The 22,702-nt window shown below is 32.9% G+C and carries 25 protein-coding genes; all 25 read left to right on the top strand.

Translation table 11 applies throughout. The annotated features are described in order from the left end of the window. The 25 genes from BN38_RS07085 (at position 1) to plsY (ending at position 22,702) form a co-directional block, all read left to right on the top strand. Entirely contained in the window at positions 1-903 is a 903-nt protein-coding gene (locus BN38_RS07085) for an ROK family protein (protein WP_044566260.1), read from the top strand. Continuing rightward, complete coding sequence (locus tag BN38_RS07080) at positions 893-1,591, top strand: response regulator (protein WP_044566259.1); 699 nt, start codon at positions 893-895, stop codon at positions 1,589-1,591. The genes BN38_RS07085 and BN38_RS07080 overlap by 11 nt, the downstream gene beginning before the upstream one ends. Further along, a complete protein-coding gene (locus BN38_RS11580) occupies positions 1,582-2,145 on the top strand; it encodes a hypothetical protein (RefSeq protein ID WP_326544527.1) in 564 nt (187 codons plus the stop codon). Before BN38_RS07080 ends, BN38_RS11580 begins: the two co-directional genes overlap by 10 nt. Positions 2,146-2,183: 38 nt before the next feature. Continuing rightward, a complete protein-coding gene (locus BN38_RS11575) occupies positions 2,184-3,023 on the top strand; it encodes a HAMP domain-containing sensor histidine kinase (protein ID WP_326544526.1) in 840 nt (279 codons plus the stop codon). Then, the gene (locus BN38_RS07070; RefSeq protein WP_044566418.1) at positions 3,007-4,488 is read left to right on the top strand and encodes a hypothetical protein; all 1,482 of its coding nucleotides are present in this window, start codon (positions 3,007-3,009) and stop codon (positions 4,486-4,488) included. Before BN38_RS11575 ends, BN38_RS07070 begins: the two co-directional genes overlap by 17 nt. Before the next feature lie 47 nt (positions 4,489-4,535). Continuing rightward, on the top strand, positions 4,536-5,111 hold the full coding sequence (rdgB, locus tag BN38_RS07065; RefSeq protein ID WP_044566258.1) for an RdgB/HAM1 family non-canonical purine NTP pyrophosphatase: 576 nt from the start codon (positions 4,536-4,538) through the stop codon (positions 5,109-5,111). Beyond that, complete coding sequence (locus BN38_RS07060; RefSeq protein WP_044566257.1) at positions 5,108-5,578, top strand: YfcE family phosphodiesterase; 471 nt, start codon at positions 5,108-5,110, stop codon at positions 5,576-5,578. The genes rdgB and BN38_RS07060 overlap by 4 nt, the downstream gene beginning before the upstream one ends. 10 nt (positions 5,579-5,588) lie before the next feature. After that, a complete protein-coding gene (locus tag BN38_RS10765) occupies positions 5,589-6,137 on the top strand; it encodes a hypothetical protein (RefSeq protein WP_049944463.1) in 549 nt (182 codons plus the stop codon). Between the two features lie 11 nt (positions 6,138-6,148). Continuing rightward, positions 6,149-6,892, top strand: a complete 744-nt coding sequence (locus BN38_RS07050) for an HAD family hydrolase (protein WP_044566256.1) — start codon at positions 6,149-6,151, stop codon at positions 6,890-6,892. Between the two features lie 181 nt (positions 6,893-7,073). Then, positions 7,074-7,793: a hypothetical protein gene (locus BN38_RS07045; protein WP_230197739.1), complete on the top strand. Its 720-nt coding sequence runs from the start codon at positions 7,074-7,076 to the stop codon at positions 7,791-7,793. A gap of 34 nt (positions 7,794-7,827) precedes the next feature. Beyond that, entirely contained in the window at positions 7,828-8,322 is a 495-nt protein-coding gene (ruvC, locus tag BN38_RS07040; RefSeq protein ID WP_044566255.1) for a crossover junction endodeoxyribonuclease RuvC, read from the top strand. After that, a complete protein-coding gene (gene ruvA / locus BN38_RS07035; protein ID WP_044566254.1) occupies positions 8,322-8,912 on the top strand; it encodes a Holliday junction branch migration protein RuvA in 591 nt (196 codons plus the stop codon). The genes ruvC and ruvA overlap by 1 nt, the downstream gene beginning before the upstream one ends. A 9-nt stretch (positions 8,913-8,921) precedes the next feature. Continuing rightward, positions 8,922-9,929 (top strand): Holliday junction branch migration DNA helicase RuvB, encoded by a 1,008-nt coding sequence (gene ruvB / locus BN38_RS07030; RefSeq protein WP_044566253.1) that lies wholly within the window; start codon positions 8,922-8,924, stop codon positions 9,927-9,929. Continuing rightward, entirely contained in the window at positions 9,930-10,952 is a 1,023-nt protein-coding gene (gene queA, locus BN38_RS07025) for a tRNA preQ1(34) S-adenosylmethionine ribosyltransferase-isomerase QueA (protein ID WP_044566252.1), read from the top strand. An 8-nt stretch (positions 10,953-10,960) separates the two neighbouring features. Further along, positions 10,961-12,082: a tRNA guanosine(34) transglycosylase Tgt gene (tgt, locus tag BN38_RS07020; RefSeq protein WP_044566251.1), complete on the top strand. Its 1,122-nt coding sequence runs from the start codon at positions 10,961-10,963 to the stop codon at positions 12,080-12,082. Further along, on the top strand, positions 12,079-12,339 hold the full coding sequence (locus tag BN38_RS07015) for a preprotein translocase subunit YajC (RefSeq protein WP_049944462.1): 261 nt from the start codon (positions 12,079-12,081) through the stop codon (positions 12,337-12,339). The genes tgt and BN38_RS07015 overlap by 4 nt, the downstream gene beginning before the upstream one ends. Before the next feature lie 73 nt (positions 12,340-12,412). Beyond that, positions 12,413-14,143, top strand: a complete 1,731-nt coding sequence (recJ, locus tag BN38_RS07010) for a single-stranded-DNA-specific exonuclease RecJ (RefSeq protein ID WP_044566249.1) — start codon at positions 12,413-12,415, stop codon at positions 14,141-14,143. Between the two features lie 6 nt (positions 14,144-14,149). Further along, positions 14,150-16,339, top strand: a complete 2,190-nt coding sequence (locus BN38_RS07005; protein WP_044566248.1) for a RelA/SpoT family protein — start codon at positions 14,150-14,152, stop codon at positions 16,337-16,339. Further along, the gene (gene dtd / locus BN38_RS07000) at positions 16,339-16,788 is read left to right on the top strand and encodes a D-aminoacyl-tRNA deacylase (protein WP_044566247.1); all 450 of its coding nucleotides are present in this window, start codon (positions 16,339-16,341) and stop codon (positions 16,786-16,788) included. The genes BN38_RS07005 and dtd overlap by 1 nt, the downstream gene beginning before the upstream one ends. Continuing rightward, a complete protein-coding gene (locus BN38_RS06995) occupies positions 16,789-17,391 on the top strand; it encodes an MBL fold metallo-hydrolase (RefSeq protein ID WP_044566246.1) in 603 nt (200 codons plus the stop codon). A 9-nt stretch (positions 17,392-17,400) separates the two neighbouring features. Continuing rightward, complete coding sequence (aspS, locus tag BN38_RS06990; protein ID WP_044566245.1) at positions 17,401-19,173, top strand: aspartate--tRNA ligase; 1,773 nt, start codon at positions 17,401-17,403, stop codon at positions 19,171-19,173. Continuing rightward, positions 19,157-19,573, top strand: a complete 417-nt coding sequence (locus BN38_RS06985) for a SoxR reducing system RseC family protein (RefSeq protein WP_044566244.1) — start codon at positions 19,157-19,159, stop codon at positions 19,571-19,573. Before aspS ends, BN38_RS06985 begins: the two co-directional genes overlap by 17 nt. Further along, complete coding sequence (glyA, locus tag BN38_RS06980; RefSeq protein ID WP_044566243.1) at positions 19,573-20,808, top strand: serine hydroxymethyltransferase; 1,236 nt, start codon at positions 19,573-19,575, stop codon at positions 20,806-20,808. The genes BN38_RS06985 and glyA overlap by 1 nt, the downstream gene beginning before the upstream one ends. A 2-nt stretch (positions 20,809-20,810) precedes the next feature. After that, positions 20,811-22,130, top strand: coding sequence for a ribosome biogenesis GTPase Der (der, locus tag BN38_RS06975; protein WP_044566242.1), 1,320 nt, complete (start codon positions 20,811-20,813; stop codon positions 22,128-22,130). Next, positions 22,127-22,702, top strand: a complete 576-nt coding sequence (gene plsY, locus BN38_RS06970; RefSeq protein ID WP_044566241.1) for a glycerol-3-phosphate 1-O-acyltransferase PlsY — start codon at positions 22,127-22,129, stop codon at positions 22,700-22,702. Before der ends, plsY begins: the two co-directional genes overlap by 4 nt.

The raw sequence follows: 22,702 nt of genomic DNA, 5'->3' as shown, positions 1-22,702 counted from the left end.
ATGGACAAAGTAATAGGAATAGACTTAGGTGGTACTAAGATTAATGCATGTCTTATAGATCAAGACGGCAATATCGTTGAGAGAAATAGCATAGAAACAGAAGCTAAAAAAGGTAGAGATGTTGTTTTATCAAATATCAGAAAGGCAATCTATGGTCTTGATTTTAAACAAGCTCAAGCTATTGGCATTGGAACTCCTGGTTTTATAGATTCAGAAAATGGAATCGTAACATTTGCTGGCAACATTGACGGCTGGACTGGACTTAACCTAAAAGAAGCAGTAGAAGCATTTGTAGATATACCAGTATTTGTAGAAAATGATGCAAATATTGCCTTAGTTGCAGAAAAGTGGATTGGAGCAGCTAAAAATGCCAAAGATATAGTAATGATTACACTTGGTACAGGTCTAGGTGGTGCAGTATATAACGAAAAAGGTGGACTATTGTCAGGTTCCCACTTCCAAGGTGCAGAGCTTGGACATATGATACTATATCCAGGCGGAGATTATTGTACATGTGGTCAACATGGATGTGCTGAGGCATATTGTGCAGGAACAGCCCTAGGAAAAACTTACAAAAAACTTACTGGAAAAGATTTGACTGGTGAAGAAATTTTATCTAGAGTTAATGAAGATCCAAAGGCTATGGAAGTTCTTGAAACTTATCAGGCTAACTTAGCTTATTATTTGACAAGTCTAAGAAATATCTTTGATCCTGAAGTTATTGTAATAGGTGGTGGAGTTATTAATTCCAAAGAAGTTTGGTGGGATGGAATGATTGAAAAATTCAATGATTTTTGTAATAACACTCTAAATATAAGTGTTATACCAGCCAAATTCTTAAATGATGCAGGAGTAATAGGAGCAGGGAAAATTGCCTTTGAAAGGATGAACAATGGAAAATAATAAGGTTTTAATCCTTGATGATGAAAGTTCAATAAGACAATTTATGAAGATAAATTTGGAGTATCAAGGATACCAAACTTGTGAGGCTGCTACAGGAGAAGAAGCTATAAAGGTTTTTGAGGAGGAAAATCCAGCTGTAGCCATACTTGATGTAATGCTTCCGGGAATATCAGGTTATGAAGTTTGCCAGGCTATAAGAGAAAAATCTCCAAAGGTTGGTATAATCATGGTTTCTGCCAAGAGTCAAGATATAGATAAAATTTTAGGGCTTGAAAGAGGAGCAGATGATTATATCATCAAACCATTTAATCCACAGGAGTTAATACTCAGGGTTAGATCTTTGATGAGAAGGGTCAACTTAACAGAAGTAGTCGAGGATAAAAAAGAACGAAACTCTATTTCTGATGGGCCTTTTACCCTAGATATATATGCAAAAACTTTCTATAAGAATGACAAAGAAATAGATGTGACACCAACAGAGTTTGCTATCCTTAAGAACTTCATAGAATCCAAAGGCAAGGCTATGACTCGTGATGAGATTATGGCTCAAACTTGGGGTGAGAATTATAGCAATGATACAAAAATAGTTGATGTAAACATAAGAAGAATAAGATCAAAAATAGAAGAAGACCCAGCAAAACCTCAATATATAGAAACCGTCTGGGGAACAGGTTATAGATGGAAATAAAAAATAATTATAATATAAATATTAATAATTCATACAGGTCAACAATTATTAGATTTATAATGTTTTTTGTACTTACTGTTGTAATTGGCTTTGAAATATTTGCCTACAATAGTATCCAAAATTACTACAAGCAAAACCTTATAGGCTCAATGCTAAACCAGGCAAAGATTAATCAACTTATATTTGACAATTACACAAATAAGTATGACTTGTCAGATATTATAATTGGAGACAAAAACGCCTTTTACAGAGGAAATGTAAGCCAAGTTCAAATACTAGACAATTCTGGCATAGTTTTGTTTGATTCTCAAGCATCTGATGAAGTAGGATCCCAGTTAATGAAAGCTGATGTCCTTTCCTCAAAAGAGGGTAAACAGGGTATTTATAAGTCCTACAATGAGAAAACTAAAGAAGAAGTACTATCTATTAGCTATCCCTTAATGGTAAATGATCAACAAGCTGGAATTCTAAGACTAACTTCATCATTAAACAAGGTAAAGAAAAAAGTTAAAGCTGATATGTTTTTTATTTTTTATTTGGAATTTTTGTCCTAATAGGAGCTTACTTCCTATCCCTTGTTGCTTCCAAAAAGTTGGTTGAACCTATATTAAAGTTAATTGATGTATCAGAAAAGTTAGCCCAGGGTGATTTTGATGCCAAGGCAGAAGTTACTGGCAAAGATGAGCTTTCGAAGTTAGGTCGAACCCTTAATTTTATGAGCGAAAATATAGTTAGAAGAGAAGATATGAAAAATGAATTTATATCTTCAGTATCTCATGAACTTAGAACTCCACTTACATCCATTAAGGGATGGGCTATCACTCTCCAATCAAAAGAAATTCAAAACGATAGCGATATGCTCAACCAAGGGCTGAGCATAATCGAAAGTGAAGGCGATAGACTTTCTATGATGGTGGAAGACTTGCTAGACTTCTCAAGACTTCAATCAAGCAAATTTAAGTATGATAAGAAAAATATAGATATAGTAGAACTTGTCAAAGAAGTACACACCCAGCTAAGTCCTAGGGCCAATAATGAGGATATAAATTTTACCTTCACCACTGTTTATAAGACACTTATGGTATATGCAGATAAAAATAGAATGAAAGAAGTCTTTATAAATATAATCGACAATGCCATCAAATTTACCGACAAGGGTGGCAACATTGATATATTAATTGAAGTTAATCAAGACAAAATATCTATTAGCATTACTGATGATGGTGAAGGAATAAAAGAAGACGAAATAGCATATGTCGCTAGTAAGTTCTATAAAGGCTCTTCTTCCAAATCCCAAACCGGTCTTGGTCTTTCTATATGTGAAGAGATTATTAAGGCACATGATGGTAATATGATTATTAAAAGCAAGTATGGATCTGGTACATCAGTTATTGTAGAAATTCCGAGGTTAAATGATGAAAAAGACAATTAAAATATTTTGTTTGTTCGTTATTGGAATAATTATATCGGCCTGCAATAAGAATTCACCAGAAGAGCTAAATGATTTGATAGTAACACCTGAACTTACGTCGCCAATTCTTGAAGGAACATGGCAAGTTACCAAAGTCGAAGAAATTACTGGTGTAAGTAATACTAAGCCTCCAGAAATTGGAGATAGGCTTTATATCAACAAAGACCTTGTTGCTATAAACAAGGAATATGCTTATCCACCATCCTTTAGCTCAAAATATGTAAACCTTAATAAGTACCTAGAAAACAAGGGGTATTCATTTGATAATATTGATATTAATGAGAATGTCGTAGTGGTAAATGCATCAGAAGGTCAGTTCTTTTCAAGGGATTTTGTCAAAAGAAGTGATGAAGAAATATTTTATATAGCTGATAATAATTTAGTTTATCTAACCAAGGTTTCTGATGATGTAAGCAATGATATAATAAATTCTTACGAAAAAATCGCCAAAGATGATAGAGAACGTGAAAGTCACGATTCAGCTGTCAAGGAGGATACCTCTTTACTCCTTGGAGTAAGGGAGAGGACAGACCTATCAAACAAGCAAGTGGAGTACAACTACTATACTTATCTTATTAAAATACCAAAGGATAAAGATATCAAATACCTAAAAGCTAATGATATATTTTTGCGTGGTCAAGATGAATTTTGGAAAGTTAGAAGCAAGAAAAGTACTCTAAGTGGTCTATATGATAATATCGAGGCCTTTCCAGTAAGATTAGAAGAAAAGATGGATGATCAGACTAATCTTGATAGATATTCTTTTAAAGACTTTGATATGAATATAAGACTAAACTTTGTAGACAAAAACTATATATCATTCTCTTATCAAAGGCAGTTGTTTGACAACACCATTAACAAATACGGTTTTGTAGCTACAAATGAGTTGGAAGATAATAGGCTTATCACTATAGATGAGTTTACTGGTGATAAGGATGCCTATGAGCAGTTTGAATATATGGTAATAAACGAAGCCACCAACCTTGATTCTAAGATAGAGCCATCTGATATTAAAATTGATAGCACAAACTTTGGCTTGGTAAGAGATTCGGGATCTTGGGTTAGCCAAACATCTATATATACTGAAAATAGCTTGCTAAAAGCAGCTACCCAGATTCCAATGAGAAATTATGTAGAAGAAGATACACAAAACAATACTAATATTACCAGGGACCAAGTAAGAAACATAAACAATCAATTTATAGATTATCATATATTAAACAATGGTAATTATATAGTAATTCAAAGTGCAGATGAGATATTAATCCATAAGATTGATAATGGAAATATAGAAAAGGAACCACTTTTCTATATACCAACACCAAATTCAACCGCGTTTATTTCAATAGATCAACAAAGTGGACAAAATGCCGATACCTTAAATCAAGCATTTGTAAACAACAACAAAATTATAGAAAGTAATTAGATTCATTGAAAGAGATAAGCTAAAATGTTATTATAAAAGGAGCAAATATGACCCTATTATTCGCAACGGGAAACATAGATAAATTAAAACAAGTAGAACTAATGATTGATAATTTGAAGTCACCAAAAGACTTTGATTTAGATGATATAGAAGTAGTGGAAGATGGGAAAAGCCTAAAAGAGAATGCCTATAAAAAAGCAAAAACTTATTTTGATTTAGCTAAGGTACCGACTATATCTGACGACACAGGACTATTTGTAGAAGCCTTGGATAATAGACCTGGCATATATGCTCATAGGTATGCAGGAGAAAATGCGACCTATAAGGATAATAGGGATAAACTTCTTTCAGAACTTAAAGATAAAGACAATAGAAATGCATATTTCAAGACCCTTGTTTGCTATATTGATGAAAATGGCAAAGATTATTACTTTGAGGGCATACTTGAAGGTACAATAACTAAGGAAGAAATAGGTCAATTTGAATTTGGCTACGATCAGATATTCTTACCAAAGGGGTCTGATAGAACCTTAGGTCAGATGACAGAAAAAGAGATTAACCAAATATCTCATAGATCAAAAGCTATTGAAAGCTTTGTTAAGTTTTATAAAGAGCACATATGAAAGTATTAGTTACGTCAGATACCCACGGAAACTATGGGCTAATTAGCGATTATATTTTGGAAAATGGAGATATTGATCTTTTAATACATGCCGGAGATGGTGTAGAAGATGTCGAGAATATCCACTATGAAACCGACATATCCTATTATGTAGTAAAAGGGAATAATGATTTTTTCTCAAATGAATCTTATGATAAAATAATTGATATAGAAAATCAGAGGATTTTTTTAAGCCATGGTCACAAGTATGGCGTTGATTATACTTATGATAAGCTTATAGAAAAAGCAAAAGAAAATAAGTGTAACATTATAATCCATGGCCATACCCATGTATATGTTAATAAGTATATAGATCATATACTAATACTAAACCCAGGAACAATCTTTTTGCCGAGAGATAATAATCCTGGATTCTTGATAATGAATATAGTAGATGACAATATAGATATAAAAAGAATAAGTGTATAAAGGAGAGTCAATGTCAGGCATAATCAATTTAATAAGTCAACACTCATCAAAACTAAATATTTTACCAATAATAGTAGTGATGAATATAATAATTACAATCCTTATACATTTTCTAAATAAGAAAAAAATTATCAAGTATATACCATCCCTGTGCTTGGGAGTAGTATCTTTAATCATACTTTTTAGTGGTTTAAGACAATTTACTTCTGCGAGGGGTTTAGATTTATCATGGATAGCTGTATTTTTGGGAACATCAGCCCTAGTAGGACTTTTTACATGCTTCATAATTGATTTGGTAATATCCATAAGAAAACAAACATCTGAGATGGAAATATCAAATCAAAAGGATAAAAAATCATCCAAAGAAGTTAAGCCAATTAGGACTAACAAAACTAACAAAACTAGAGTTGCCAAGAAAAAGAGGCCAAAAGTAAAAGGCAAAGAGCATGAAAGTAAGTATGTTACAAAAAAGATAAATACAAAAAATAATGTAAAAGCTAAAAGAATAGACAATTCCTCAAAAAGTGGAAAACAAACTTTTGAGGCTAAAGATAAATAAGAGGAGCTATTGTGAAGAGAGATAAGGCTGCGTTTTTTGATATTGATGGAACTTTGTTTAGAAATAGTTTGTTGATAGAACATTTTTTGTTATTAACAGCTGATGGTATTATTCCAGAATCTGCTTGGAGCCAAGAAATAGGTCCACTTTTTGAAAAATATCAAAATAGGCTAGGAGCCTATGAAGATTACCTTGATAAGGCGAGCTTGGTCTACCAACAAAAATTAGTTGGCATAGATAAAGATACTATCAACAAATATTCCGATATAGTTATAGAAAAGAATAAAAACAAAGTATATATGACAACAAGAAAGGCAGTGGACTTTCACAAAAACAATGGTTATAAGATTTTCTTTATATCTGGATCACCAGAATTTCTTGTAAACCAATTTGCTCATATCTATGGAGCAGATGAATCTATAGCAACCAAGTATGAATTTGATCCTGATAATAGGTTTACAGGCAAGGTTAGCCCTATGTGGGATGGCCGTAGTAAGCTTGGTGCTGTGATGAATCTAACCAAAAGATATAATTTGGACTTGGATAGTTCTTATGCTTATGGAGATACAAATGGAGATATTACAATGTTTCAATTAGTTGGCAATCCCCACGCTATAAATCCATCTTATGAACTTATTGATAAACTCTATATGGATGATGATTTAAGATCCAAGACAGTCATAGATATAGAAAGAAAAGATGTTAACTATAGTTTTCATCTTTCTGATTTGAATGTAATCTTCAAAAAGTTTTAAATTTTATAATGAATAAAATTTTATTTTAAAAATCTTATAGGCTAAATCATAAGTATTATATGCAAAAATTAGATTTTAACGTATATTATTACTAATAATTTAGCTTTATTTATTTCCGCCATAAATATATCTAAATAAATATAAGCTCATCTGTGATAAAATAGTATAACGAGGTAAAAAAATGATGAAGGCACAGTTTAGTGAACAATATCCTATAATTGAAAAACTTGAATACAATTTTTTGATAAATGAAGATGTATATTCATTAAACACTCTTATGTCTTTATTATATGATAAAAATTTCGTAAAATTTTCCAAAAATGATTACTATGTTAAAGACTATGTTATGAAAAATCTCAAAAAATACTTTTGGGATCTATCAAACATTGATCAAATCATAGACTATCTTGAAGCTTCTATCACGGCTGATATTAATAGATATGAATATCTTATATCCATCAAGGCTCAATACAGGGCCTTTAGAGATAAAAAGATGGTAGACAATTTGGAATATGAACTTATCGAATGTTTTGGTGTATCCTATATGATGCGCAATTTCTCCTACTATTCTAGCAAAAATGATCCAAAAGTTAGAGAAATTGGAGAAAACTTTAAGGACAATATCTACACTGACAAAAGACTAGTTTCAAATCTAAAGGCCAATATGGGTAAATTTTGCGATTTAAAAATTAGGTCAAGTATATTAAATATTGACCAAAGCACTCACAAGCAGTTAAGGTTCGATACAAGTAATTTTATATATACTGAAGATATTACCTTAAATCAGACGAGAAAGATTTACGATAAGTCCCTATCATATTTGTATAAATCAATAGTAGACGTTTATGCAGAGTATTATTTTAGGGGACTTATTAGAGAAGTATTAGAAAGATATCAATAGAGCTTATATAAGCTCTTTTTTACTTATTAGAATTATGAAAATATTAGGTATAGATCCAGGGATTGCAATCATGGGTTATGGCGTGGTTGAATTTGATGGAAATAAGGTTAAAGTAATAGAAAATGGTGTAGTTACAACATCTAGCAAAACAAAAACTCCAGAAAGGCTTAGTATTTTGTATAACAATTTAAATGAAATTATACTAGAGCATAAGCCAGATGAGTTTGCAATTGAAGAATTATTCTTCAACCAAAATGTAAAGACTGCCATAACAGTTGGTCACGCTAGAGGTATACAAATATTATGTGCTCAGGAAAATAGTCTTCCTATTTTTGAGTACACACCGCTGCAAATCAAACAAGCCATAACGGGCTATGGAAGGGCCAGCAAAATGCAAATGCAAAAGACAGTAACTACTCTCTTAAATTTGAAAGAAATACCGAAGCCAGACGATGCAGCAGATGCCCTATCTGTTGCTCTTTGTCATGCTTTAAGCCAGAGATTTAAAGAAAACTTTAGGATGAACTGATGATAGCATATATAATTGGAGATGTGAGAAGTATAAGCGAAGAAGATTTTGTTTTAGAAAATAATCAAATGGGTTATCTTATCAAATCTTCCTTATCAACACTTGCACTACTAGAATTAAATAATGAATATAAGATATATACGTCATTACAAGTAAGAGAAGATGATATGAGTTTGTATGGTTTTTATTCCAAGGATGAACTAGAAATGTTTTTACTATTAACATCAGTTTCTTCAATAGGACCGAAAAATGCTATTGGCATCCTCTCATCTATGGGAGTAAATGACATTAAGTTAGCCATAGTAAATAGCGATATAGATAAGCTTACCATAGCCAAAGGTATAGGTAAGAAAACAGCCAGTAGGATAATACTAGAGCTTATGGATAAGGTTAAAAAGATGCCTATTGAAGATAATACAAATCCATCAAAAGTAATAACTTACACTAATGAAGACTTTGATGTCGCTAAAGAAGCTTTAGTAAACCTAGGATATGCACAAAATGACATCAATAATGTACTGTTAGAACTTAAGGATATGGATTTATCATTGGAAGAACTTGTAAAAGAGAGTCTAAAAAGACTTATATAGGGGAATTTAATGTACGATGAAAACGAAAGAATAGTTGGATCAAACGAGCTAAAGGAAGATCTAACTAACGAAAACTCTATCAGACCAAAATGGCTAAGTGAATACATAGGTCAAGATAAAGCCAAGGAAAAACTAGAAATTTTCATAGAGTCGTCCTTATCAAGGAAGGAACCACTTGACCACGTTCTTTTGCAAGGACCACCAGGTTTGGGAAAAACTACACTTTCAACCATTATAGCTAATGAATTAGGTGTAAATATAAGGGTAACAAGTGGACCAGCTATAGAAAGACCATCAGATCTTGCAAGTATACTTACCAACCTATCCTATGGTGATGTCTTATTCATAGATGAAATTCATAGGATCAATAGGTCTGTTGAAGAAATCTTATATTCCGCTATGGAAGATTTTGTACTAGATATTATTGTAGGCAAGGGTCCAAATGCCCAATCTATTAGAATTGACTTGGAAAAATTTACACTAATAGGAGCGACTACTAGATCTGGTATGCTTTCTGCACCACTTAGAGATAGATTTGGGGTAATGCTCTCATTAAATCTTTACACAGCTGAAGATCTTACAACGATTATTAAAAGGTCGGCAAATATTTTAGATATAGAAATAGATGATGAGGGAGCTTATGAGATTGCAAAAAGGTCTAGGGGCACGCCTAGAATTGCAAATAGATTATTAAAAAGAGTAAGAGACTACGCTATTGTTAAAAAGGATCACATAATTGACCATGAAACCAGTATGGAAGGATTGAAACTTCTTGAGATAGATGAAATGGGATTAGACCCTATGGATAAGAAGATAGTTCTTATCATGTATAGCAATTTTAATGGTGGTCCCGTTGGTATAGATACAATAGCAGCCTCAACAGGAATAGAAAATGTTACTATAGAAGATGTTTACGAACCATATTTGCTTCAAATTGGATTTTTAACTAGGACTCCAAGAGGAAGAGTCTTAACTAGAAAAGCTTATGAACATTATGGACTAAGATACGAGGAATAGATGAAAACAGACGATTTTGATTACTACTTACCAGAAGAACTAATAGCCCAACACCCAGCAGAAAAAAGAGACCACGCAAGACTTCTGGTTTTGGATAGAGAAACTGGAGAGATTGAAGATAAGTACTTCTATGATATTATTGATTATTTAAACCCAGGTGACGTTCTAGTAATGAATGATACTAGGGTTATACCTGCTAGGCTTTTTGGTCATAGAAAAGACAAAGAAGAGTCTATAGAGGTGTTTTTACTCCGTAATACAGAGGGTAAAACTTGGGAATGCCTGGTTCGTCCTGGTAAGAAAATGAAGATTAGTACAAAAATTATATTTTCAGAAGATTTATCTGGTCAGGTCAAAGATATAAAAGAAGACGGTAATAGGATTATTGAGTTCTCTTACGAAGGAATCTTTAATGAAATCTTGGATAAACTTGGAAATGTTCCTTTGCCTCCATACATTAAAGAGGAGTTAAAAGAACCTGAAGAATATCAAACTGTATATTCAAAAAATCCTGGTTCTGTAGCAGCCCCAACAGCTGGTCTTCACTTTACAAAGGATTTATTAAAGCAGATTGAAGAAAAAGGCATCAAGCTTGCCTATCTTACACTTGATGTAGGACTGGGAACTTTTAGACCAGTAAGTGTAGAAGATGTAAGTGAACATAAAATGCACAGCGAATTTTACACTTTATCTAAAGAAACTGCAGATATTATAAATGAGGCACGCGAATCTGGTCACAGAGTTATAGCAACTGGAACAACAAGTATTAGAACCCTAGAATCAGTTTATAAAAAATGTGGCAAGATTACTGAAGATTCTGGCTGGACAGATATATTTATCTATCCAGGCTTTGAATATAAGGTGGTAGATGCTTTTATTACTAATTTTCACTTGCCAAAATCAACCCTAGTTATGCTAGTGGCTGCATTTACATCAAGAGAAATGATTTTGGATACCTATAAATACGCTGTGGATCATGAGTACAGATTCTTTAGCTTTGGCGATGCGATGTTTATTCACTAAGGAGTAATATGGCTTTAAAATATGAATTAATAAAAAAAGACAAATATTCCAATGCGAGAGTAGGAGTTATCCACACTGAACATGGAGACATACCTACTCCAATCTTTATGCCGGTAGGAACTCTTGGCACAGTGAAGACTATGACTGTGGAAGAATTAAAGGAAATGGATGCAAAAATCATCCTTGGCAATACCTATCACCTTTATCTAAAACCTGGCATGGAAATTATGAGACAAGCTGGTGGCCTACATAAGTTTATGAACTGGGATAGGCCAATACTTACAGATTCTGGTGGATTTCAAGTTTTCTCACTATCTGACATGAGAAAGATAAATGAAAATGGAGTGGAATTTAGGAGTCATATTGATGGGTCCAAGCACTTTTTTACCCCGGAAAAGTCTATAGAAATACAAAATGACATTCATTCTGATATTATGATGAGTTTTGATGAATGTGTAGATGCAAGGGCAGATTATGACTATGTTAAGCAATCTATGGAAAGAACCATAAGGTGGGCTAAGAGAGGCTTAGATTATCATAAAGAACATTCTCACAAAGACCAATCTCTTTTTGGCATAGTCCAAGGTGGTTTGTTTAAGGATCTAAGAGAAAAATCTGTAATTGAAACTACAGCTATGGATTTTGATGGATTTTCAATAGGTGGCCTATCAGTAGGTGAAACAAAGGAAGAAATGATAGATATCCTAAACTTTACTACACCACTTTTACCAGAAGATAAGCCTAGATACAATATGGGAGTAGGAACTCCAGACTATCTCTTTGAATCCTACCAAGCAGGAATAGATATGGCCGATTGTGTTCTTCCTACAAGGATGGCAAGACATGGTACAGCTCTAACATCAGAAGGCAGATTAGTTGTGAAAAATGCATCTTTCAAGGATGACTTCACACCACTTGACCATGAGTGTGATTGCTATACTTGCAAAAACTACAGCAGGGCTTATCTAAGACATTTGGTTAATGTAAATGAAATTCTAGGAGCAAGGCTACTAAGCTATCATAACTTATATTTCTTATTAAAACTTTGCGAAAATATTAGACAAGCAATAATGGAAGATAGGTTTTTGGAATACAAAGAAGAGTTTTACAAAAAATACGGATACCTATGAGATTAGAATACTTAATACTTGCCATCCTTGCTTTGGGATTTTATGAGACAAGTATAAAATCTTACATTAAAGAAAAGAAAAATAGAGAATTTATAGAAAATAATCTAGAAATAGGTTCAAAAGTAACTACAGATAAAGGTATAGTTGGAGAAGTTGTCAAAATAGATGGTGAAGATGTGATTTTAATTTCAGGATCAGTTGATAATCATTCATATATAAAGCTTCTAAAAAAAGAAATATCAAATATTATAAGCTAAGGCCATTATGGCCTTATTTCTTTATATATCTAAGCAAAAAGGTATAGTTTTTATAGTACGGAAGGGTGATGCAATGGCAAATTGGTTTATTTATAACAAAAAAGCAAATTATTTAGAAAATTTAAAAAATAAGGATATTACAAAACTACAAGCCTTAATTTTAGCTAATAGAGATATTACAAACAAAGAAACGGTAGAAATGTTTGTAGATCCCAATTTAGAAAAATTGCACGACCCATTTTTACTGGCCGATATGGATAAGGCAGTAGAGCTTATTATAGAAACAATGAAAAATGGTGGAGAGATTCGTATATTTGGTGACTACGACCAAGATGGGATTGCATCCGTGATGACATTGTTAGATGGATTTTTATATTTTTATGATAATTTATCATACGACATTCCTCATAGGGTAGCTGATGGATATGGTATGAGCGACGGTATGGTTGATAAAGCTGTATCTGATGGTGTTTCTTTGATAATCACTTGTGATAATGGCATAACAGGCTTTGATCAGGTTGATAGTCTCAAAAAAGCAGGAATTAACGTTATAGTTACTGACCACCACGAGATAGAAACATCTACAGATGGGGAATGGCAAGCCCAAAAACTTCCAGAAGCTGATGCAGTTATAAATCCTAAGAGAATTGATAGCTCCTATCCCTTTAAGGACTTATGTGGAGCTGGTGTATGCTTTAAGCTAATTCAGGCCCTGTACCAAAAAATCGGCGGTGATTTTGAATATCTGGCAAGCATACTAGAATATGTCGCAATGGGAACTGTCTGCGATATTGTTTCTCTTACTGATGAAAATCGTATATTTGTCATAGAGGGACTAAAGAGATTAAATTACACCGAAAAAATTGGCATAAAGGCTATATTAGATGAGATGAATTGGCATAAGCCAATTGATGAATACACCCTTGGATTTATAATAGGGCCGACTATGAATGCTACAGGGAGACTTGCTTCAGCTAAACTTGCTATAGAATTATTGATGGAAGAAGATATAGACAGGATATATGAAATAGCAAAAGAGCTAATTTCTTTAAATGTCGAGAGAAAAAAATTAACTGAAGAAGGCCTTGATAAATGTATTGAGATTATAGAAAAAAATAACTATAAAGATAATGACATAATAGTAGTATATGAACCATCTATTAACGAATCCATATGTGGCATTGTTGCAGGCAGGATTAAGGAAAAATATTATAGGCCTACTATTGTACTAACAAATTCACTTAAAGAAAATATAGCAAAAGGATCTGGTAGGTCAATTGAAAGCTTTGATATTCACGAAGCTTGCTACCAATATAAGGATAATTTAGAGTCTTTTGGAGGACACAAGATGGCTTGCGGACTATCAATTGAAGTTTCTAGAATTGATGATTTTAGAAAATTTCTAAATGATAATTCCAAAATGACCCAAAAAGATAAAGAAAAAGTTATTAATATTGACACTGCCATTTCTATAGATAAGCTATCATTAGAATTTGCAGAATCTTTAAATAATTTAAAACCCTTTGGCAAAGATTTTGAGAAACCTATATTTGCCGACAAGGCTGTTATTATTGAAAGTATTGCCATGATTGGTAAAAATAAAAATACATTGAAATTATCCTTAAGGAAAAATGATATTATAATAAATGCTATTAAGTTTAATGCTATAGATACAGCAAATTACTTAGTTAATAAATTTGGAAAGAATATTACTGGCAACAAGATTGATATAGTTTACTACCCTGATATTAATGAATTTAGGGGCAACAGAACTCTACAACTTAGACTTGTTGATATTAGGTGAGCTGATATGACAACTGATTTTGATAAAGAATATGAAATTTTTGAAAAATTAATACTAGAAAATAATCCCAATGCTGATATAGCTTTGATAAAAAAAGCCTATTATTTTGGTGAAGTAAATCATAGGGGACAAAAGAGAAATTCTGGTGAAGATTATTTTATCCATCCAATTGCCGTAGCTAAGACTATTTCTAATATGAAACTTGATGACCAGACTATATGCGCTGGGCTAATGCACGATGTCTTAGAAGATACTCCTATAACCTATGATCAGATGAAAGAAGAATTTGGTGAAGAGATTACTTTCTTAGTAGAAGGTGTTACCAAACTTAAAAATCTAAATTATTCATCAAGGGAAGAAAAACAAGCAGAAAACATTAGGAAAATGGTAATGGCCATGAGTAATGATGTTAGGGTTGTACTCATAAAACTAGCAGATAGACTTCACAATATGAGAACTTTGGAATATAAGACTCGTGAAAAACAAATTCAAACTGCTACAGAGACTATTGAAATATATGTTCCACTTGCTCATAGACTTGGTATTTATTCTATCAAATGGGAATTAGAAGATTTATGTTTCAGATACCAAGAACCAGAGAAATATTATGAACTTGCAGAGATGGTAGCAAGTAAGAGAAGAGAGAGGGAAGCCTACATAAATGAAATAATCGAAACTCTTACCGATAGTCTCAAAGATAGTAAGATTAATTATGAAATATCTGGTAGACCTAAATCTCTTTACTCCATTTATAAAAAAATGAAGCGCAATAACATAGTTTTTGAGGAGATATACGATCTTACCGCAGTAAGAGTTTTAGTTGATACAATTGCTGAATGTTATGAGGTTTTAGGTAAGGTTCATTCACTATGGAGGCCTATTCCTAATAGGATAAAGGATTATATTGGTCAACCTAAGCCAAATGGTTATAGGTCCTTACACACTACAGTTTTTGGAGAAGATTCCAAACCATTTGAAGTCCAAATTAGAACCCGTCAAATGCACAAAGAATGTGAATACGGGGTAGCTGCTCACTGGAGATATAAGGAAAATAACAAAAAAGAAACTGAGTTTGACTCTGCTATGGAATTTCTAAGAAGAATCATGGAGTGGCAAAGAGAAGGAGCAGCAGATATTGACAGCCAGCAATTTATGGAAACCCTCAAAACAGACTTTTTCTCTAGGGAAATTTATGTTTATTCACCAGCTGGAGAAATATATTCTCTACCATTAGGATCTTGTACCATAGACTTTGCCTATAAGGTTCATACAGAAGTTGGGAATAAATGTATAGGTGCTAAGGTAAATGGTTCCATTGTACCAGTAGCTCATAAACTTAAAACTGGTGATGTTGTCGAGATATTAACATCTAAAAACTCAGCTGGACCAAGTAGAGACTGGCTAAATATTGTTAAAAGTTCCCAAGCCAAAAGCAAAATCAAACAATTCTTCAAAAGAAATGATAAAGAAGAAAACATTGAAACTGGCAGAAACCAAATAATAAGAGATATCAAAAAGAATAGAAGTGGATATAAGTCATTATTAAAAGATGAGTGGATAGATGAAATCTCAAGTGAATTAGGTTTTCCTGGCGAAGATGAAATGTATGCAGCAGTTGGTTATGGTAGAATTACTAGTGAACAGGTAATTCAAAAACTTATTAAAAAGGAAAAAGAAAGTGAAAAGAAAGAAACTAATTTAAACGAATCCTTAAATATTAACAAAGGTGCAAATCCTAGCAAAACATTTAAGGGTGAAGTTAAAGTTTCTGACTTAGAAGATGATATTGAAGTCAAGTTTGCAAAATGTTGTACTCCAGTTCCTGGGGATCCAATCATTGGTTTTATAACTATGGGAAATGGCATATCTGTCCATACAAAATCATGTCCAAATATCATAAACAATCGTCATCCAGAAAGATTGATTGATGTGTATTGGCAAAATGATGAAACAGATAAGTTCCCAGTAAAAATCCAACTTATATCAAATAATTCTCCTTCGGTGATTTTTGATGTAAGTAAGATTTTGTCAGCATTAAATGTCAATATTGTTGGCATGAATGCTAGAGTAAACGACAATAACGAAGGAGTTATTGACTTGTCAGTAGAAGTAAATAGCATTGACCAACTTGATGAAGTAATGGGTAAACTAAAGTCGATTTCGGCTTTGTATAGTGTATACAGGGTGAATAATTAATGAGAGCAGTAATTCAAAAAGTTAAAAATTCAAATGTGACAGTTGATAATGAATTAATAGGAGAGATTAAAGAAGGATATTTAGTATTTTTAGCAGTAAAAGATACTGATAATAATGATGATTTAGCCTATATTAAGAGAAAAATTGAAAATTTAAGAGTATTTGAAGATGAAGAAGGTAAGATGAATCTTTCTATCAAAGATGTCGGTGGAGAAATTTTGCTGGTTTCCCAATTTACACTTTATGGAGATGTTAGAAAGGGTAACAGACCTAGCTTTACACAATCTGCAGGACCTGACAAGGCTAATCAATACTATCAGCTTCTAAAAGATGAGCTTATAGCTGATGGTTTTAAGGTAGAGACAGGAAAGTTCCAAGCTCATATGGAAGTATCTCTCATTAACGATGGTCCTGTAACAATCCTGCTTGATAGTGAGAGGACATTTTAAATGGAGATTAGAAGATTTATCTTAGGACCTGTCATGACCAACTTATATGTTGTTAGTGAAAATGGTCACGGATTTATAGTAGATGCTGTTGCTCAAAGCAAGGATGTTTGTGATTATATATCAGAAAATAACATTCAAATTGATTTTATTTTGCAAACTCATACCCACTTTGACCATGTCTTGGGCTTAGAATTTTATAAGAATAAGTATGATGCCAAAGTCTATGCGGCTAGTGAGGCTAAAGAGATTGCAAATGATAAGATGTATAATCTAGGCTTTGACTATCCAAATCTTCATGTGCCAATAGATTATTATTTGGAAGATGGTGAGATAATAAGTGACTTTGAAATAAAAGTTTTAAAAACACCAGGCCACTCTTTAGATTCAACTAGCTATAAATTGGGCAATGTTCTTTTTTCTGGAGATACCTTATTTAATATGTCCATAGGTAGGACAGATTTTCCAGGAGGAGATTATCAAACTATTATAGAATCTATAAGAAACAAATATAGTAATTTAGACAAAAATACAATTGTATATTCAGGACATGGAAACGAAACAACACTAGAATTTGAATTTATGAATAATCCGTTTTTAATATAAGGAGTAATAATGGAATTTAAAAGAAGCCACATGTGTGGACAATTAAGAGAAGAAAATATTGGTCAAGAAGTTGTTCTAATGGGATGGGTCGCAAAAAAAAGAAACCTAGGTTCTCTTGTATTTTTTGACCTAAGAGATAAGACAGGCATCAGCCAAGTGGTTGTAAGAGAAGATGATGAAGTAAACCATGATATTGCAAGCCACTTAGGCAGTGAATATGTTGTAGAAGTAAAGGGAAATGTTCGTGAACGTGAGAGCAAAAACCCTGATATTCCAACAGGCAATATAGAAATTGTAGCAAGTAAAATTAATATCTTAGATAAGGCAAACACACCACCAATATATATAAAAGATGACGATGATGTAGCAGAGAATCTTAGATTAAAATATAGATACTTGGATATGAGAAAACCTTCTGTTCAAAAAAATCTTAAATTAAGATCAGATATCATTAGAACTATAAGAGAATACATGTATAACAACGACTTTACTGAAGTTGAGACTCCATTTTTAACTAAACCTACTCCAGAAGGAGCAAGAGACTACATAGTTCCATCTCGTCTAGAACCGGGTGAGTTTTATGCCCTACCACAATCCCCACAATTATTTAAGCAAATATTGATGATTGGATCTCTTGATAGGTATTTCCAAGTTGTAAAATGTTTCAGGGACGAAGACCTAAGGGCAAATAGGCAACCAGAATTTACCCAAGTAGATATGGAACTATCATTTGCTAACCAAGATGATGTAATAGCAGTAAATGAAGGTCTATTAAAGGAATTGTTTGATAAATATACTGATTATGATCTAAAGCTTCCTATCCCTAGAATGGATTACAGCGAAGCAATGAATTCATATGGTTCAGACAAACCAGATTTAAGATTTGATTATAAGATTAATGATATATCCGAAATTTGGAAAGATAGCGACTTTAAAGTATTTGCAAATAATACAAGCGATGGAAAATCTGTTAGAGCAATTAACTTTAAAAAGATTGCCGATAAATATTCTAGAAAACAACTAGATAAGCTTACTGATTTTGTAAAAGATTATGGTTTAGGTGGTCTTTCTTATATCAAATACGGAGAAGAAATAAACTCTTCTATTTCTAAATTTTTAACTGACGATATCTTAAATAAAATGGTTGAAAAACTAGAGATGGAAGATAATGATTTAGTTTTGATTGCAGCTGATAAAGATAAAACAGTTCTTGAAGGTCTTGGTGCCTTGAGAAATAAGGTTGCTAAGGACAATGATCTTTATGAAAAAGATTATGCCTTAACTTGGGTAGTAAACTTCCCAATGTTTGAATACAGTGAAGAAGAAGATAGGTATGTTGCTCAACACCATCCATTTACCATGCCAAATGAAGAAGATATACCACTACTCAAAACTCATCCAGAAAAGGTAAGAACTCAAGCATATGATATTGTTATAAATGGTGATGAGATGGGCGGAGGATCAGTAAGAATTAACAATTCTGATTTACAAAAAGAAGTATTTGAAGCTCTTAAACTTACGGATGAAGATATCAAAAAGAAATTCGGATTCTTTATCGAAGCTCTAAAATACGGTACTCCACCTCATGCTGGACTTGCTTATGGACTTGACAGATTATTGATGTTATTTGCGAAAACAGATAATATCAAAGATGTTATTGCATTTCCAAAAACTCAATCAGCAGCTTGTCCACTAAGCGAAGCTCCAACAAAGGTTGATGAGTCCGCCCTAGATGTATTACAAATTTCTATAAGAGGTGAATCTAATGACTACAATGATTAAAGAAGGCACGGTCCTTGAAAATAACAATGGCAACCTTACTGTAAGTATCGCCAGAAATGAAGCCTGTGGTGCATGTGCTGCCAAAGACTCATGTGGCCAAAAATCTGAAACTATAATAGAGATATTTTCTGCTGATGATATCAAAAAAGGAGATAGAATTCTTCTTGAAAGTAAGTCATCTGATATCACAAAGTATTCTATGTATGTTTATATTCTGCCAGTTATTTTGATGATATTAGGAGCAACTTTGCCAAATCTATTATTGAAAAATAAAGGATTGGATTTAAACTTATTGACACTGTTATCAATTGTCATATTTATGGCATTATCATTTTTCATAGTTAAGGGCATTGATAGAAAAATAAAAGACGATAATGTTATGAAGGTGAGGAAAATATAATGGACTACGAACTTATAAAAAAATTCGATCCTAAGGCCCATCAAGTACTGACAAAGGAAGTTCAAAGGCAAGAAGAAAACATAGAACTAATTGCCTCAGAAAACTATGTTAGCAAGGAAATTCTTGAAGCTTGTGGCTCAGTCCTTACAAACAAATATGCAGAAGGTCTACCAGATAAAAGATACTATGGTGGTTGTGAAAATATCGATGTTATCGAACAACTAGCTATAGATCGAGCTAAAGAATTATTTGGGGCAGACCATGCCAATGTACAAGCTCACTCTGGTGCAAATGCTAATATGGCAGCATATTTTGCACTTATAAAGCCTGGGGATAAGGTTTTGGCTATGGATTTGACAGAAGGTGGACACTTAACTCATGGTTCATCTGTCAATTTCTCTGGTAAACTATATGACTTCCATCACTATGGAGTAGACCATCAAACAGGAAGAATAGATTACGATAAAGTTTTAGAAAAAGCAAAAGAAGTTAAGCCAAAACTTATAGTATGTGGTGCAAGTGCCTATCCACGCGAAATTGACTTTAAAAAGTTTAGGGACATAGCGGATGAAGTTGGGGCCTTATTAATGGCTGACGTGGCTCATATAGCTGGACTCGTAGTAGCTGGAGAGCATATGGACCCAATTCCATATTGTGATGTGGTTACTTCTACTACTCACAAGACACTTAGAGGACCAAGATCTGGCATTATCCTATGCAAAAAAGAATATGCCAAGGCAATTGATAAGGCAGTTTTCCCTGGCCTTCAAGGTGGACCTCTTGAGCACATAATCTTGGCAAAAGCACTAGGATTTAAGCAAAATCTAGATCCATCTTGGAAAACCTATGCTAAGCAAATAAAGCTTAATGCAAAAGCTATGGAGGAAGCCTTTAGAGACCATGATTTTAAAATGATTTCTGACGGTACTGATAATCACTTATTGCTTTTAGATTTGACAAATAAAGATATTACAGGAAAAGATGCACAAAATCTTCTTGACAAAGTTTGTATAACTACAAATAAGAATACTATACCAAATGAGAAACTTTCACCTATGGTAACAAGCGGACTAAGAGTAGGTACAGCTGCCATAACTACTAGGGGAATGAAAGAAGATCAAGCAAGGACAATTGTAGATTTAATTGCAAAAACGATAGAAAGAAAAGATAGTGTCGAAAATATAAGGAAAGAAGTTCTCGATTTAACAGCACAATTTCCTGTTTATAGGAGTTAATTATGGCTATGCCAATAGTAACATTAGTTGGAAGAACTAATGTAGGAAAAAGTACACTTTTTAATAGGCTTGTCGGCAAAAGAAAGTCCATTACTGAAGATGTTAGTGGTGTGACTAGAGACCGTATTGTAGATAGGGTTGAATGGCAAGGAAATGAATTTACTCTAGTAGATACTGGTGGGCTTGATATTTCAAATAAAGAAATGATGAATCAAGAGATTAAATCACAAGTTGAAAAAGCCCTACTTGAAACTGATTTAATATTGTTCGTAGTTGATGGTAGATTTGGCCTAAGTCCATATGATAAAGAAATAGCTAATGTTATTAGAAGATATAATAAACCAATCATAATTGTTGCAAACAAAATAGATGGTCAAAAAGTTCCTGATGATATTTATGATTTCTATACATTTGGTTTTGACGATTTGGCTATTATTTCTGCAGAACAATCAAAAGGTCTTGGTGATTTGTTAGATATAATAGTTGACCATATTGACTTTTCATCTTTTGAAGCAATAGAAGATGAAACAAGGATAGCTATTATTGGTAAACCAAATGCTGGTAAATCTTCATTGGTTAATCTTTTGCTTGATGAAGACAGGATGATTGTAACTGATGTAGCTGGTACTACAAGAGATGCTGTTGATTCCTATTGGTCTTACAATGATCACAACTATGTATTAATCGATACGGCAGGTCTGAGAAAAAAAAGCAAAGTCAGGGAAAACATAGAGTTTTATGCTAATCAGAGAACTTTTGATGCGGTTGATAGCGCTGATATATGTATTTTTCTGATAGATGCAACTGTAGGTGTTACAGAACAAGATACAAAAATAGCTGGCTACGCTCACAACAACAGAAAAGCTATGATTATTGTTGTTAATAAATGGGATCTAGTAGATAAAGAAACCAATACCATGAGGCAAATGGAAGCAGATATTAGAAAATCATTGTCATTTGCTTCATATGCACCAGTAGTCTTTGTATCAGTACTCAAAAATCAAAGAATAGATAACCTGTTGGATATGATTGAAGTAGTTGACAACAACTACAATACTAGAATAAGCACCGGCGTCTTAAATACAATTTTGCAAGATGCAATAATGTTAAACCAACCACCTCAAGATAAGGGTAAGAGATTGAAAATATTTTATATGTCTCAAGTAGATGTGGCACCTCCTAAATTTATGTTATCTATAAACGATAGAGACTTGATGCATTTTTCTTATATGAGATATTTAGAAAATCAAATAAGAAGTAATTATAATCTGACAGGGGTACCATTTAGCTTCATATTAAAAGAGAGAGGATCTGACAAATGATTTTCCTAGTTGGCTTAATAGCATATCTTTTGGGATCTATACCAAATGGTTATATAATAGGTAAGTATTTTCACAAATCAGACATTAGAACCCTAGGTTCAGGCAATGTAGGATCGACAAATGTTTTAAGGAACTATGGCAAGAAACCAGCAATAATCACACTAATACTTGATATGTTAAAGGGCTATTTAGCTGTATTTATTGGCCAAAAATTAGCTGGTTATGATGGTATGTGTGTTGGATTTCTTTTAGTAGTTATAGGCCATATGTACAGTGTATTTCTCAAATTTAAAGCTGGCAAAGGCGTTGCTACATCTGCAGGCGCCATGTTATTTGTAAACCCAATGATTCTACTAATCGGTTTACTTGTATTTATATTAGCTGTTGCAATAAGTAAGATGGTTTCGCTTGGATCAATACTTGGAGCCATTAGCGTTATGGTACTAGCCTACATCAACTATTATCCAAGTAAGCTTTTCTGGACTTTAATTGTCATATGTTTATTAATTATTTATAAACATAGGTCAAATATTAAGAGAATAATTAATAGAGAGGAATCAAAGATAAGGTAG

It is taken from the genome of Anaerococcus provencensis (genome assembly GCF_000312365.2).
GTDB lineage: Bacteria > Bacillota > Clostridia > Tissierellales > Peptoniphilaceae > Anaerococcus > Anaerococcus provencensis.
Note: the sequence above shows the minus strand (reverse complement) of the source record. Positions and strands in the feature narration are given on the sequence as shown.

Coding starts and splice junctions, on each gene's coding strand:
- BN38_RS07070 (WP_044566418.1), top strand. CDS start 3,007: ATGAAAAAGACAATTAAAATATTTTGTTTGTTCGTTATTGGAATAATT.
- aspS (WP_044566245.1), top strand. CDS start 17,401: ATGGAATTTAAAAGAAGCCACATGTGTGGACAATTAAGAGAAGAAAAT.
- dtd (WP_044566247.1), top strand. CDS start 16,339: ATGAGAGCAGTAATTCAAAAAGTTAAAAATTCAAATGTGACAGTTGAT.
- plsY (WP_044566241.1), top strand. CDS start 22,127: ATGATTTTCCTAGTTGGCTTAATAGCATATCTTTTGGGATCTATACCA.
- ruvC (WP_044566255.1), top strand. CDS start 7,828: ATGAAAATATTAGGTATAGATCCAGGGATTGCAATCATGGGTTATGGC.
- recJ (WP_044566249.1), top strand. CDS start 12,413: ATGGCAAATTGGTTTATTTATAACAAAAAAGCAAATTATTTAGAAAAT.
- der (WP_044566242.1), top strand. CDS start 20,811: ATGGCTATGCCAATAGTAACATTAGTTGGAAGAACTAATGTAGGAAAA.
- BN38_RS06995 (WP_044566246.1), top strand. CDS start 16,789: ATGGAGATTAGAAGATTTATCTTAGGACCTGTCATGACCAACTTATAT.
- BN38_RS07005 (WP_044566248.1), top strand. CDS start 14,150: ATGACAACTGATTTTGATAAAGAATATGAAATTTTTGAAAAATTAATA.
- rdgB (WP_044566258.1), top strand. CDS start 4,536: ATGACCCTATTATTCGCAACGGGAAACATAGATAAATTAAAACAAGTA.
- BN38_RS07015 (WP_049944462.1), top strand. CDS start 12,079: ATGAGATTAGAATACTTAATACTTGCCATCCTTGCTTTGGGATTTTAT.
- BN38_RS10765 (WP_049944463.1), top strand. CDS start 5,589: ATGTCAGGCATAATCAATTTAATAAGTCAACACTCATCAAAACTAAAT.
- queA (WP_044566252.1), top strand. CDS start 9,930: ATGAAAACAGACGATTTTGATTACTACTTACCAGAAGAACTAATAGCC.
- BN38_RS07045 (WP_230197739.1), top strand. CDS start 7,074: ATGATGAAGGCACAGTTTAGTGAACAATATCCTATAATTGAAAAACTT.
- ruvA (WP_044566254.1), top strand. CDS start 8,322: ATGATAGCATATATAATTGGAGATGTGAGAAGTATAAGCGAAGAAGAT.
- BN38_RS07085 (WP_044566260.1), top strand. CDS start 1: ATGGACAAAGTAATAGGAATAGACTTAGGTGGTACTAAGATTAATGCA.
- BN38_RS06985 (WP_044566244.1), top strand. CDS start 19,157: ATGACTACAATGATTAAAGAAGGCACGGTCCTTGAAAATAACAATGGC.
- tgt (WP_044566251.1), top strand. CDS start 10,961: ATGGCTTTAAAATATGAATTAATAAAAAAAGACAAATATTCCAATGCG.
- BN38_RS07060 (WP_044566257.1), top strand. CDS start 5,108: ATGAAAGTATTAGTTACGTCAGATACCCACGGAAACTATGGGCTAATT.
- ruvB (WP_044566253.1), top strand. CDS start 8,922: ATGTACGATGAAAACGAAAGAATAGTTGGATCAAACGAGCTAAAGGAA.
- glyA (WP_044566243.1), top strand. CDS start 19,573: ATGGACTACGAACTTATAAAAAAATTCGATCCTAAGGCCCATCAAGTA.
- BN38_RS11580 (WP_326544527.1), top strand. CDS start 1,582: ATGGAAATAAAAAATAATTATAATATAAATATTAATAATTCATACAGG.
- BN38_RS07080 (WP_044566259.1), top strand. CDS start 893: ATGGAAAATAATAAGGTTTTAATCCTTGATGATGAAAGTTCAATAAGA.